This is a genomic window from Paenibacillus sp. JT22N7 (assembly GCF_059383875.1).
Window position 1 is genome coordinate 191,511 of sequence record NZ_JBXENY010000011.1, and the last position, 12,356, is coordinate 203,866.

Below are 12,356 nucleotides of genomic sequence, written 5' to 3' on the forward strand. Positions count from 1 at the left end.
TTGAAAAAAGGAAAAGCAAAACGCCATACTCCATGAGTCGAAGCCCATTAAAAAACACGCCGTACCTCGTCCAGCAAGGACGATCGTACGGCGTGTTCAAAAGCCAGAGGCTTATTAAATGCTTATTTCACCATTGCTTTCAGCACATCGTCAATGATTTGCCCATTGGCGATTTTGCCTTTGTACAGCCAGCTGCTGGACGAATCGAGCTCAATGACATTGCCTGCTTTGACAGCCGGAAGGCCTTGCCAAATGGGACCATCAATGATGGAAGTATCGCCAGCTTGCTTGTCGCTATTGAGCAGGAAAATATAATCGGCATCCAGCTCGGCCAGCTTCTCCAGTGATACGGGGTTCCAGTTGCCGCGGCTTTCTACGGGCACTTCGGTAACCAGATTCGGAGTTTTGAGGCCCAGATCCTGATAAAGAACAGCTCCGCTTGATACGACTTCATCTACCATATAGAAGTTTTTTTGTGTCAGCCAAAAGACAGCTGCGGATTTCTCGCCGACTGCCGCTTGAATTTTAGTTTTGGCATCGGCTGCTTTTTGATCATATTCGGCAATCGCTTGCTCAGCGCCTGCTTTATTATTCAGCAAATCGCCGATTGTGAGCAGCGTTTTACGCCAGTCTTTAGCAGTCGCGCTTCCGAGCACGTAAGTTGGGGCGATTTTGGCATATTGCTCATAAAGGCCTTTTTGTACGGCACTTTCCTCGCCAATAATAATCAAATCAGGAGAGAAGCTTGCCACAGCTTCTACTGGAAGATCGTAGGCAATCGTAGGAACATCCTTCAGACTGCCTTGCAAGTATTGCTGAATGCTGTCGCTGCCAACGGTCCATTGTGCGACTGGAATTTTGCCAAGCGTGACGACTGGATCCTCCAAATAAGAAGCCAAAATACGCTGAGGGTTGCCAGGAATGGTTACTTCATGACCCATAGCATCCGTTACTACTTTATCTGCTGCAGGAGCCTCGGAGGCTTCAGCGCTTGCTTCCGGCGAGGCGGATGGTGCGGCTGAACCTGCGGTATTGTTATTTGTCATTTCCTTCCCGCCGCAAGCTGCAAGAAGCAGCGTTAGAGCAAGCAGAGCAACGAGGGTAACCTGTGATTTGCCTTTCAGAAATCCAAAACGTGAGAGCATAATTTCCTCCTAGAAATCTCTAATTATCAAGCACGGCCTAAACCTATTCTTGACTCCAATTAGAATGATAATCATTATCGAAATCAATGTCAATGTTTCATTTATTGGGCGATTCAAGGCTGAGTTTTGGCGCGCTCTTTCATATAAAAGGTCGGCGTCCTTCCCGTAAAACGCTTGAACAGCCGCTGAAAATAAGAAACGTCGCGATAGCCGACAAATTCAGCAACTTCACCAACCGTCAGCATCGAATCGACGAGCATATAGATCGCTTTTTTCATACGCGTATCATGAACGAAGGTGCTAATCGTTTGCCCAGTGACACGGCGGAACAGGGTTGCAGCATAGTTGGGGCTTTTCTGAATGTAGCTGCCGAGCTCTTCCTTCGTAATTTTTTCACGATAATGGTTGAAAATATAATGCTTCATACGCTCTACTTGCTGATTCGTATCAGCCATTGCGGGACCTTTATTCCATTCGCGGTTCCAGACCGCCAGCCATTCCGTTACGACAGCTTGGGCGATGATAGGCGCATACTCGGCTTGCTCCAGCCATTCCGCATGAAGATGCTTCATTCGGGCCAGCAGCATGTCGTACATGCCAATGCGGGATTTCACCCACGTCTGGCGCTGAAGCAGCGGCAATACGGGGGCAGAAGACAAACTTAATGTAACAACAAACTTCTCATGAAAAACAGTAGGCACACATTTTCCATAATACGCTTGGTTTGGCGGTATATAGAGCAGGTCGCCTTTCTCGGCGATCACCTTCTCGTTCTCAATCCAATAGACGACCGTCCCATAGCTGACCAGAATCAACGCTGCTTCGTTCGTGTTTTTTGTGTTTTTTTCGTAAAACCATTCCATTCCTCGGTCCTGTCGAACCGCTGTTACTTGCAGCATTTGGGCCATCGGCCTCCTTATCAAAAATATAAGAAATTATAAGTTTCACTCTTATATTCAGCTTATATTTCACCCTCGAAACGGAAGCTTTGCGGCCAAAGGACGGCGAAAGCCGTTTACGCTTGAACAGTACTATATTACATTTAGAATACTATATTTCGTAGTCGATTGAAACGGCTAGGTTTATAATAGGGGTATAAATGTTCAGGAGGAATGAGACTTCATGCGTAAAACCAAAATTGTTTGTACGATGGGACCTGCTTGTGATTCGGTTGATACTTTAAGGGAAATGATTCGATCGGGGATGAATGTGGCGCGTCTGAATATGGCGCACGGGGAACTGGAGGATCATGCCCGGCGTATTGAGCGGATTCGCGAAGCGGCTGCTGCTGAAAATGCAATCGTGCCGATTTTGCTGGATATTAAAGGACCAGAGGTGCGGATTGGCAAGCTGGAGGAAGCTTCTTACATGCTGGTGGCTGGCGAGACGCTGACACTGACGACGGAAGAAGTGCTCGGCAATGGCCGCCGCATTCATGTTAACTATAGCGAGCTTCCGCTTGTCGTGAAGCCTGGCAATACGATTTTGCTTGATGATGGCCTGATTGATCTTGAGGTGGCATCGGTGGAAGCGACGGAAGTACACTGCACGATCGTAAACGGCGGTCTGATCAAGCCGCGCAAAGGCGTTAACCTGCCGGGCATCCGCACGACGCTGCCAGGCGTAACGGAGCGCGATATTCGCCATATTCACTTCGGCATTCAGCAAAACATCGATATTATTGCGCCTTCCTTCGTAAGAAGAGCGGAAGATATTTTGGAAATTCGCGAGCTGCTGCAAGCACACGGTGCTGGCCACGTTCAAATCATTTCGAAAATTGAAAATGAAGAGGGCGTCGTAAACCTGGATTCCATCATTGCAGCTTCGGATGGCATTATGGTTGCCCGCGGCGACTTGGGCGTTGAAATTCCTGTTCAGGATGTGCCTTCGATGCAGCGCGACATGATTAATAAGTGTAACGTAGCAGGCAAGCCGGTTATTGTTGCGACCCATATGCTGGATTCCATGCAAGTAAACCCGCGTCCTTCACGAGCAGAAGTGAGCGACGTTGCAGGTGCGGTTATGCAAGGAACAGATGCAATCATGCTATCTGGCGAGACGGCTGCGGGCAAATATCCGGTTCAATCGGTTGCAACAATGGCTGCTATTGCGCTTAAGGCGGAGTCCCAACTGGACTACTATGCAGGCTTCCAGGAGCGCCGTCAGCTTGCTTCCACGACGATTACTGAAGTCATTAGCCAAGCGGTCGTCAGCTCATCTCTGGAGCTCAAGGCGAAGGCGATTCTTACTCGTACGGAAAGCGGCTTTACGGCGCGGATGGTATCCAAATATCGCCCGCAATCGCCAGTTATCGCGATTACTTCCGACGAGAAAATTTTGCCGCTATTGGCGCTGATTTGGGGCGTTATTCCGGTGAAGGGCACGAAGACTGGCACGACGGACGAGCTGCTGCATGCGGCAATGGCGGATGCGGAGCAAACCGGGCTGCTTGCTGAGGGAGATTTTGTCGTCATTACGGCTGGAGCGCCTGTTGGCTTATCCGGTACGACGAATTTGATTAAAATCGAGCAATACGGCGTATAGCCGCAAGCCTAGACGCGATAAGCTGAACGCAAGTTAAACGCAAGCTAAACGATAAGACATGGATGATAGACTGGCCTAGGCGGGGCAGGATTATCGATCCATGTCTTTTTTCTTAGGTTAGGCTTGCTTAGTAAAGTCGAATGCTGGAGAAATTAGCTTAAATCTGTGGAATATGGACCATAATTTTGTTGAAAAACAGGAAAATTGTTCTTATTATTAAATAATAGAGATAGAAGTTTTGATAGTGCAGTGAAAAAGGCGAAGCTTTTCTTGCAGAATAGCCTCTGTTTCGTCAAGCTGCTAGTGAGTGACAAAAAAAGTCAACATGTTAGAGGTGAGAGGGAATGGCTATAGTAGAGGTGGTCAAATACGACGGTTCACCGGACGTATACGCTTGGAAATATCCGAATGCGGAGCTAGGAACTTGGACGCAGTTAATCGTTAATGATACGCAAGAGGCGCTGTTATTCAAGGGCGGTCAGGCGCTCGATTTATTCGGGCCTGGCAGGCATACGCTCAGTACGCTTAATATACCGATTTTAAACCAGTTGGTTAACATTCCTTTTGGCGGGAGATCGCCGTTCTCGGCCGAGGTGTGGTTTGTGAACAAGCAGGTATCTCTCGATGTGAAGTGGGGAACGTCGTCGCCGATTCAATTGCAGGACCCGAAATACAATATTGTCATTCCGGTTCGGGCTTTCGGCCAGTTCGGCATTGCGATTGAGGATTCACGCCGGTTTTTGTCCAAGCTGGTTGGAACGCTCCCGCTGTTCAATCAAGAAACGCTGTCCAAACATTTGCGCGGCATGATTATGATGAATATTAATGAGCTGCTTTCTTCCTATCTGGTGTTCAAAAAAGTGAGCCTGCTTGAAATCAACGCCTACATCGGCGAAATTTCCAAGCACGTCGAAGAACGAGTTGGGGCGCTGATGCACCCATTCGGCATTCGGCTCGTTAATTTCTTCATTGATTCCATCAGTACACCGGAGGATGATGCCTCGCTGAAACGGCTGCGCGAAGCGCTTGCGCGCAAAGCAGAGATGGACATTATCGGCTACAACTACCAGCAGGAGCGTACCTTCGACACCTTGGAGGGCGCAGCGAAAAATGAAGGCAGCTCGCAAGCTGGCGTCATGGGCGCAGCCCTCGGACTTAGCATGGGAGCGGGAATTGGCGGCATATTCGGCAGCCAATTTGGACAGCTGGGCGAGCAGCTGTATGGAGCAGCCGGCGCAGCTCAGGTTTGTCCAAGCTGTCAGAGCCGCAACGATGCGCAGGCGAAGTTTTGCAACAGCTGCGGCAAAGGGCTTGCCGGCAGCTCCGCTAGTGGTCAGGCGGGAGCGCCGAGACCGATTCATAATTGCGATAAGTGCGGCATGCCGCATCGGGAAAATTCCAAGTTTTGCGCCAATTGCGGCGATGCTTATAATCCTTGTCCAAGCTGCGGCGCGGATTGTGCGGAGGATGCAGTCAATTGCACCGCTTGCGGCGAGACGTTGCCGCGTCCGTGTAGAGGCTGCGGCGAGCAAATAGCTGCAAGTGCTAAATTTTGTCCGCACTGTGGAACCAGCAACAGCAGCGGCAGCCAGCAATGTCCGGGATGTCGTCATGAAGTGCAGCCGGGGCAGAAGTTTTGTCCGGAATGCGGACATGGACTTGCTGGCAGAGCATAGCTCCTTTGCTGCTCGAGTGCAGTGCATAGGGGACGCAAATATTGGGCTGTGGCAGCTATCAAAAGCAGCACATTACTGCGCGTGAGACGTAATGGCGTTGCTGCTGGGAAAGAGGGAAAGCTTCATGAGTTTGCTGTTTCGCGTAATTGGAGTGGGATTTTTGCTAATTGTAGGTTATATGCTAGGCGGTTTCGATAATAGGCCAAGTTCGCTTTTATTTACACAAAAAGTAGGAATATATTTATTAGGAGCGATTCTTCCTGCTTTGTTCTTTTTTATTATGGCGTATTTTTTTGCCAAGAGTGAGAAGAAGCGTGATGACGCATGGGTCGCAAACATCCGGGCGACCCATGCCACGATACAACAAAATACCTTCGAGGCTAAAAAAATGGCCGACGAAATGAGGCATGCCCGTTTGCAGAGAGAGCAGGCAAGGGAAGGCAGGGCTCCAGCGGGCAGCTCAGGACAAGGGAGAAAATCTGTTGCTTGCCCAAGCTGTGGCAACCATACGATGCTATGGCCTAAACAAACAATCCTCTGCGAATATTGCCATGCAAGTATTGAATACCGCTAGGTGTAAAGGCTCCTATGCCATGCAGAGCGAAAGACGGGGTGAATGAAAATGGCAGCTGGTTTTTGGCACAAGGCAATTGGCGTATTCTGGGCTGCTTTAGGTCTCATCTTATATCCGAATACATTGAGCCCAAGTTATGGAGTAGATGGACTCATAGCCTCTTGGGTTGTCTTCTCTTTATTTCCTGGCGTTTCGCTTTTTTGTGTTGGGGTAAGGAAGAACAGGCGTTTTAATTGGAAGCAAAAATATTTAAATGAACAAGAGCCATATCTAGTCCAGTTTCGACTGGAGCTACAGAAGCTGGAGCATGAGCAGGAGTTTGGAAGAGAAGAGCGCGAACGAGCCGAAGAGACTGAAGAAGCGGCTAGGCTAGAGGCTGAGAAGGAAGCGGCACTGGCGGCTATACGAGCAGAAACAGAGGCAGCGGCAAGGCGCGAAGCCGCGAGCCGTACATCACCAGCCCCACCTCCATCGTCGTCTCCGCCACCACCCCTCATGCCCAAAAATATTAGCTGTGCGGGCTGTGGCGCGAGAAAGGTGCTGCAGCCCATGCAGAGCGTGGAATGCGACTATTGCGGAACGGTGCTGGTGTATAGTTAATTTTAAGCCAGCCTATTTGAGGGTCTCCAAAGAGAAATAAGAGCAGCAAGCGTTTAGCCTATAGCGGGTTTAACGGATGCTGCTTTTTTTACTAGGGTAAGAGATTCAACATTGTAGCAGCTTATGATCCCTAATGATTGCAGCAACGAAAAGGAAGAGGGGAAAGCGAGATGGGTGGAGTTCTTAAAATAATTGCAATTGGTTGCCTTGTAAATGGCATGCTGTATATGCCCTTATATAGAGCAGGAGAGATGTCATTCGCGGAGCAGGCTTTATTTTTCGGCAAATATTTCGGGATAACAGCGGCAGTCATATATATATTGGCGGCAATGATCGAGAAGGTCGATAAAATAAAACAAAAAGAATACATGGAAAAAGCACAGAAGTATTCAGCCAGCTTGGAGCAGCGTTTGCTTGAGATGCAAAACGAAACAAGTGAGCTGAAGAGGGCAAGACTTGCAAGAGAACAACATTTAAATTAAAGAGACTGGACGATGATACAGAGGCGGGATGAGCAATGCGGAAGGGATACGATTCATCTAAAATGATTTCGTATGCAAATGGAATTGTGTGGTTAGTTATTGGTGCTTTCTTTTTTAAAAATGGAATATCGACTCCAAATCGGGAAGAATTGATGTTTTATATTCTTCTTTATTCCCTGATTTTCGTTTTCCCAGCATGGATTGGAGTGTACCTTGGTTTGCGCTATTCGAAACGTAAATCAGTCCAAAAGAAACATAAGGAAGCGATTGATTCTTTAGAGCTTGAATTGCATATCGCAAGACAAGAGCTAGTGCATGAGAAAAGTCTTGCTGAAAATGAGGAGCAAGCGAGGAAATCTGCAAGGGAAGCGGAGGAGCATGCGGCAGCAGCTGCCCGTTTAGTAGAGCAGACAGAACACCATAATGCAAGGCAAAGCCCTCCGCCCCCGTCTGCCCCGCCGTCCGTGCCTAAATCAATCAGCTGCCTGGGCTGCGGTGCGAATAAGGTGCTACTTCCCGAGCAAAGCGAGGAATGCGACTATTGCGGGAGGATGCTCGTGTATCGTTAATGGCATCTGAGCGTCAGGATTTGTTTGCGAAACCTTTTTTTAGGGTAAAGTAACATAGAGCCCAAACAAGAAGGAGCGTGTAAATGATGACGCAAATGAAGAAGGTGGCTTTTCTGCTGGCCGATGGCTTTGAAGATTCAGAAATGCAAAATCCGTATGATGAAATGGTGAAAAATGGCCATGAGGCGGTTATTATAAGCTTGCGCAGCAATGAGGAACTAAAAGGCAAGCAGGGCACAGTTGCCTATAAGTCGCATCTTGCGATTAATGAGGCGAAGGCGAGCGATTATGCGGCTATTATTATTCCTGGCGGCGCATCACCTTCCCACTTGAAGGAAGATGCGGCCGTGCAAGCTTTTGTCAAAGAGGCTGATGAAAAAGGCATTACCATTGCTGCCATTTGCCATGGCCCGCAAATTTTGGCGGAAGCTGGTTTGCTGCAAGGACGCACACTGACGGCTTATCCAGAGCTGGAGCAGGAAGTGCAGGCAGCCGGGGGGCATTTTCGCAATGAGGAAGTCGTAGTTGATCGTAATTTGATTACTTCCCGTACGCCAGAGGACGAGCCGGCTTTTATTCAAGCAACGATTGAACAACTGGGCGTCAACGCCTGGTAGACTGTCTAGCAGAACAACTGGATCGTGTATTCCATCTATTATCGCTGCGAGTTTTGCCTGTAGGCAAAACCAAAACCGCAAATCGCAAGAGCAGCAAGCGTTTGACCTGCCTTAGGTTTAACGCTTACTGCTCTTTTGCTATATAAATTTTCCTGAATTTGTAACGACTATTCATGCCAAATGATTGCGGCAACTATTTAACTGCATTATAATTGTTGTCAGCATGGCAGAGTTTGTGAACGAGTGGTTATTTCGTATATTAAAGGAGTCAAGCATGAAGGTTATCCTTGTAGATGATGAAAGCCTCGCTTTGGATTACTTGGAGCGGCAACTCGTGAAACTAAATAACGTAGAGGTATTGGGGAAATATGAGGATCCAACGGTCGGGAAAGAGCGGATTTTGCTTGATCTGCCGGATGTTGTATTTTTGGATATTAATTTGCCCGAAGTCAGTGGCATTGCGCTTGCCGAGCAACTGCTGGAGGTAAGACCAGAGCTGAATATCGTATTTGTAACCGCTTATGATGAATATGCAGTGAAAGCTTTTGAGCTGAATGCGCTGGATTATGTCGTCAAGCCGATCCATCCTGAGCGGTTAATGAAAACGATGGAACGGATTCAGAAGCGGCTGGACTCCCATGTGAAGGATAAAGGGCAGGCCGTGCAGCAAGTGATAAAAACGAATGAGGAGCAGCACCTGATTTTGCAGCTGCTGGGGCAGTTCAGTGTCGAATTTTCTGGAAAAAAGGATGCAGCCATACGTTGGCGTACGACAAAGGCGCAGGAGCTGTTTCTGTATTTGCTCCAGCATCGCGAACAGCTGGTAAGGAAATCGCTATTAATCGATTTGCTATGGCCCGATAATGGGACGGAGAAAGTATATGCCCAGCTGTATACGACGGTGTACCATATTAGGAAAACGCTTGATCAGTTTGGAAAGTGTTTTCACATCGCCAATACAACAGAAGGATACATATTGACACTTAATCAGGTTGTGCTGGATGTGGAGGAATGGGAGAGAGGAATTGCTGCTGCACCGCCGCTAGCGGCGGCAACCCTTGCGGAATACGAGGAGGCTATGAATCTTTATCGAGGCGATTATTTAAAGGATTATGATTATTGGTGGGCGGAGAGCGAACGCCAGCGCCTGAAGCGCCTGTGGCTGAATACTTCCTATCGCTTGGAAGCTTGGCATGTCGAGCATGGCCAGCTGGATAAAGCGATTGCCGGATATATTCGAATTATCGAGGAGCATGCGCAGGCGGAAGAGGCTTATTTTGCCTTAATGCAGCTGTATGCGTCTAAAGGGAATCATCTTATGGTTAATCAGCAGTACAATGCTTTAACCGCCGCGCTGATGGAGGAATTGAACGAGCAGCCAAGCGCATACATTACAGAATGGTACAAAGATTGGAAAAGCGGCGTTAATGGTTTGTAGACTGGTGAAGGAAACAAAATGGTAAATAATTGGAGGGGCAAGCGAGTGCTATTGACTTTTTAAACCATAGCCCTCATAAATAGCTCTCCAATCCAATGGCCGTGCCATTCTTCTTTCTACTTGCTCGAGAGGCTTAAAACCATACTTGGCATATAAAGTCTGAGCATCTTTTGTACCTAGATTAAAGCTTGTTCCTTTTAGTTTGGGGTGCTCCAATATGGTTTCTAATAGCCACTTGCTAAGTCCTATACCTCGAAACTCGGGTATAACAAATACATCCCCTAACCAGGAAAAGCGGACAAGGTCGGTGACAACTCGCGCAAAACCAACTAGCTTCGCTTGTTCCTTAAGCGGATTCCCCTGATAAATGCCGTAGCACAAAATGGAGTGTTCAATGGCTGCTTGTACAAGTTCTTTGTCAATTCCGTTTGCCCAATAAGATTCCTCGTTTAGAAATTTATAAATCGTTTCAATATCCAAATAAGCTTTATTTGTGCTAATTGTAAATCCGTCGCTTCTAGTCCAAAGTTTTTGTTCTTCCAAAGGGCTGCAGTCCTTTCTGAGTATTCCTTTGAATTATCATACTGTTGAAGGAATAAAAATTCAATATTCTATGCGGCCTATTATTTTGTAAGTTTTGCGAGATTAAACAGAGATTTTGTCGAGAAATTGTAGAGTTGCCCTATTTATAATGGAGGAGTAGGTGAAAATGGAGACGGACAAGCTTTACGAGCTTCATTTTCAAAAAAATAGCATGTCCAAAGGAATGGTTGAAGAAGATGATGATAACCGAGAAGCGGCAAATGAATGTCATTCGCCATTTTCGCTATCCTGAGCTGGCTTGCTGTATAAGCGAGGGAGCCCAGCACCTACGACAGCTGAATTTGAATCAAATGACCGATTACACCATCGTTCGTGGCTTTTATACCCATCATAGAGGTCATTTTATTGGCATTACAGCTACTTCTGAGGGGCCTTTGTTTTTTTATGACAAGCAGTATTTTCAGCTTTCGGAAGGGAAATTTATGATTACTCTGGAGCATGATGATAAGCGGAACACGTTTTCTTTTTGGTGGGACGGGGTGGAAATATGCCGCCTGAACTACCAGCGTCAGCTTTATCGGTACAATGAGGGAATCGTAGATGATGGTATTCGTGATTTTTTTGCGTGGCTTTATTTGTCGACAGGACCAAGGAAGTTTTGGAGATTCCAAAAGTTTTACACGGTCAAAAGCAGCTAAACGCTGTTTCGGGTATCGGAATTTTATCAACCGACATAGGATTGATAAAACGCATGATGGAGTTGAAGCGAGATGGGCGCAGAACATTTGAAAGAATTTCAAAGCTTGAAGCACGAAGATGAAATGCGGTATATGCTCCTGCTTAGAGACGTAAAGGGCATGCTTAAAGAGCGGAAGGAAGAGCCTTTTATGAAACGGTTAAAGCGGAGATGGATGAAGAAAAACCAGAAAATACAAGCCTCAGCCTGGAAATAAAAAAGATTTAACGTATTGTTTATTGCAAATAATGGGTATATACTAGAGATAATCATAGTTTAATATAAGGTAGTTTTTCTACCTAACACCACTTACAAAACTTTACACGATAACGGCAAACCTGTCGAAAGGCAGGGACGCAAAGCTAAAGGGCCTTCTCTATTATTAGATGGCAGCCTAGCCACCGAAGGGAGTTTTTTTTATGCGCAAAAGTTTAACGGTTATGATTTTGCTGGCGTTGATTCTGTCCGTGTTCCCTCAAGCAACTGCTCAAGTGGCAGCGGCAGCTGGGACAAGCTGGCTCGACGAATCCAATGTGGATAAAGGAAGCATCGGCATTCGTTATGAGGTCAAGTCAGGCGTAGATACAAGGCTGGTTGTAGCCAAAGACGGCAAAAATTATACGTATGCGCTCCGGACAAACCAGACAGAAGAATGGTTTGCGCTTCAACTGGGCAATGGAGATTATACGATTTCATTATTGGAAAACGTAAGTGGTACAAAAAAATATAGAGCAGTTCATACAGGCAAAGTTACCTTGAATTTGAGTGACAGCAGCCTCGTCTATTTGAACTCCATACAAAATATTGATTGGAGCAGCAACAGCAAAGCGGTTAAGAAAGCATTGGAACTGACTAAGGGAGCAAAGACGGATACCGAGAAGGTAACGGCGGTTTACAATTATATTGTAGCGAATATTTCTTACGATCATCAGCTTGCGGCTAAGGTGACCAACGATTATTTGCCTCAAATCGATCGTACCTTTAGTTCGCAGAAAGATATTTGCTACGGCTACGCTGCATTAATGGCAGGCATGCTTCGCAGCTTGGACATTCCGGCCAAGATGGTGACGGGCAAAGCGTCTGATGTATCAAATTATCACGCTTGGAATGAAGTATATTTGGACGGCAAATGGATCACGATCGATACGACGCTTGATGCTGGCCTGAAGAACAGCAAGAAAGCGGGCAAAATGATTAAAGACAGCTCGCGTTATACGGCTGCTAAAGTTTATTAAACGGAAATAAACACATATAACTCAATAGGTACACACAGAAGCTTCGTCTATCCTTCATCGGATGGACGAAGCTTTTTTGCAGTTATTTAGCTGACGGATAAAGGGGAGGCTTGTAAAGTTTTTGTACAGTTGGGCTGGATATAATTTTCTTATTTGAATACAAGGAGGAAGAGGATGGAAAATGACGTGGTATTTGT

13 protein-coding genes and 1 riboswitch are annotated in these 12,356 nt (G+C 46.8%); of the genes, 10 read left to right on the top strand and 3 right to left on the bottom strand.

Going from position 1 to position 12,356, the window contains the following annotated elements; genetic code table 11:
* Positions 1-122 precede the first annotated feature (122 nt).
* Together AC50Y5_RS26635 and AC50Y5_RS26640 are read right to left on the bottom strand one after the other, a co-directional pair.
* Complete coding sequence (locus AC50Y5_RS26635; RefSeq protein WP_494864241.1) at positions 123-1,145, bottom strand: iron-hydroxamate ABC transporter substrate-binding protein; 1,023 nt, start codon at positions 1,143-1,145, stop codon at positions 123-125.
* A gap of 113 nt (positions 1,146-1,258) precedes the next feature.
* Positions 1,259-2,044: an AraC family transcriptional regulator gene (locus AC50Y5_RS26640; RefSeq protein ID WP_056043814.1), complete on the bottom strand. Its 786-nt coding sequence runs from the start codon at positions 2,042-2,044 to the stop codon at positions 1,259-1,261.
* Between the two features lie 223 nt (positions 2,045-2,267).
* On the opposite strand from AC50Y5_RS26640, the gene pyk reads away from it, so the two are divergent.
* From pyk to AC50Y5_RS26680, 8 genes are all read left to right on the top strand, one after another.
* A complete protein-coding gene (gene pyk / locus AC50Y5_RS26645) occupies positions 2,268-3,689 on the top strand; it encodes a pyruvate kinase (protein ID WP_056043818.1) in 1,422 nt (473 codons plus the stop codon).
* 344 nt (positions 3,690-4,033) lie between these two features.
* Entirely contained in the window at positions 4,034-5,365 is a 1,332-nt protein-coding gene (locus AC50Y5_RS26650; protein WP_494864242.1) for an SPFH domain-containing protein, read from the top strand.
* Between the two features lie 124 nt (positions 5,366-5,489).
* Positions 5,490-5,939 carry a hypothetical protein gene (locus AC50Y5_RS26655; protein ID WP_494864243.1) on the top strand — a complete coding sequence of 150 codons (450 nt, stop codon included), beginning with the start codon at positions 5,490-5,492 and terminating at the stop codon, positions 5,937-5,939.
* Positions 5,940-5,987: 48 nt separating this feature from the next.
* Positions 5,988-6,539, top strand: coding sequence for a hypothetical protein (locus tag AC50Y5_RS26660; protein WP_494864244.1), 552 nt, complete (start codon positions 5,988-5,990; stop codon positions 6,537-6,539).
* A gap of 170 nt (positions 6,540-6,709) precedes the next feature.
* Positions 6,710-7,021, top strand: coding sequence for a hypothetical protein (locus tag AC50Y5_RS26665; protein WP_494864245.1), 312 nt, complete (start codon positions 6,710-6,712; stop codon positions 7,019-7,021).
* 218 nt (positions 7,022-7,239) lie between these two features.
* The gene (locus AC50Y5_RS26670; RefSeq protein WP_494864246.1) at positions 7,240-7,590 is read left to right on the top strand and encodes a hypothetical protein; all 351 of its coding nucleotides are present in this window, start codon (positions 7,240-7,242) and stop codon (positions 7,588-7,590) included.
* A 95-nt stretch (positions 7,591-7,685) separates the two neighbouring features.
* Positions 7,686-8,207, top strand: a complete 522-nt coding sequence (locus tag AC50Y5_RS26675) for a DJ-1/PfpI/YhbO family deglycase/protease (protein ID WP_056044072.1) — start codon at positions 7,686-7,688, stop codon at positions 8,205-8,207.
* Between the two features lie 274 nt (positions 8,208-8,481).
* A complete protein-coding gene (locus AC50Y5_RS26680) occupies positions 8,482-9,645 on the top strand; it encodes a response regulator (protein ID WP_056043836.1) in 1,164 nt (387 codons plus the stop codon).
* Between the two features lie 48 nt (positions 9,646-9,693).
* Here AC50Y5_RS26680 and AC50Y5_RS26685 read toward each other — a convergent pair whose 3' ends face one another.
* The gene (locus tag AC50Y5_RS26685; RefSeq protein ID WP_063892706.1) at positions 9,694-10,188 is read right to left on the bottom strand and encodes a GNAT family N-acetyltransferase; all 495 of its coding nucleotides are present in this window, start codon (positions 10,186-10,188) and stop codon (positions 9,694-9,696) included.
* 236 nt (positions 10,189-10,424) lie between these two features.
* Here AC50Y5_RS26685 and AC50Y5_RS26690 point away from each other — a divergent pair, with 236 nt between their 5' ends.
* Both AC50Y5_RS26690 and AC50Y5_RS26695 read left to right on the top strand, forming a co-directional pair.
* Positions 10,425-10,886, top strand: a complete 462-nt coding sequence (locus AC50Y5_RS26690; RefSeq protein WP_155973666.1) for a hypothetical protein — start codon at positions 10,425-10,427, stop codon at positions 10,884-10,886.
* 359 nt (positions 10,887-11,245) lie between these two features.
* Positions 11,246-11,330, top strand: a riboswitch (cyclic di-GMP riboswitch).
* Positions 11,331-11,343: 13 nt separating this feature from the next.
* Positions 11,344-12,159: a transglutaminase-like domain-containing protein gene (locus AC50Y5_RS26695; protein ID WP_056043845.1), complete on the top strand. Its 816-nt coding sequence runs from the start codon at positions 11,344-11,346 to the stop codon at positions 12,157-12,159.
* Positions 12,160-12,356 lie beyond the last annotated feature (197 nt).

Coding starts and splice junctions, on each gene's coding strand:
- AC50Y5_RS26635 (WP_494864241.1), bottom strand. CDS start 1,145: ATGCTCTCACGTTTTGGATTTCTGAAAGGCAAATCACAGGTTACCCTC.
- AC50Y5_RS26660 (WP_494864244.1), top strand. CDS start 5,988: ATGGCAGCTGGTTTTTGGCACAAGGCAATTGGCGTATTCTGGGCTGCT.
- AC50Y5_RS26695 (WP_056043845.1), top strand. CDS start 11,344: ATGCGCAAAAGTTTAACGGTTATGATTTTGCTGGCGTTGATTCTGTCC.
- AC50Y5_RS26650 (WP_494864242.1), top strand. CDS start 4,034: ATGGCTATAGTAGAGGTGGTCAAATACGACGGTTCACCGGACGTATAC.
- pyk (WP_056043818.1), top strand. CDS start 2,268: ATGCGTAAAACCAAAATTGTTTGTACGATGGGACCTGCTTGTGATTCG.
- AC50Y5_RS26655 (WP_494864243.1), top strand. CDS start 5,490: ATGAGTTTGCTGTTTCGCGTAATTGGAGTGGGATTTTTGCTAATTGTA.
- AC50Y5_RS26665 (WP_494864245.1), top strand. CDS start 6,710: ATGGGTGGAGTTCTTAAAATAATTGCAATTGGTTGCCTTGTAAATGGC.
- AC50Y5_RS26675 (WP_056044072.1), top strand. CDS start 7,686: ATGAAGAAGGTGGCTTTTCTGCTGGCCGATGGCTTTGAAGATTCAGAA.
- AC50Y5_RS26680 (WP_056043836.1), top strand. CDS start 8,482: ATGAAGGTTATCCTTGTAGATGATGAAAGCCTCGCTTTGGATTACTTG.
- AC50Y5_RS26640 (WP_056043814.1), bottom strand. CDS start 2,044: ATGCTGCAAGTAACAGCGGTTCGACAGGACCGAGGAATGGAATGGTTT.
- AC50Y5_RS26690 (WP_155973666.1), top strand. CDS start 10,425: ATGATGATAACCGAGAAGCGGCAAATGAATGTCATTCGCCATTTTCGC.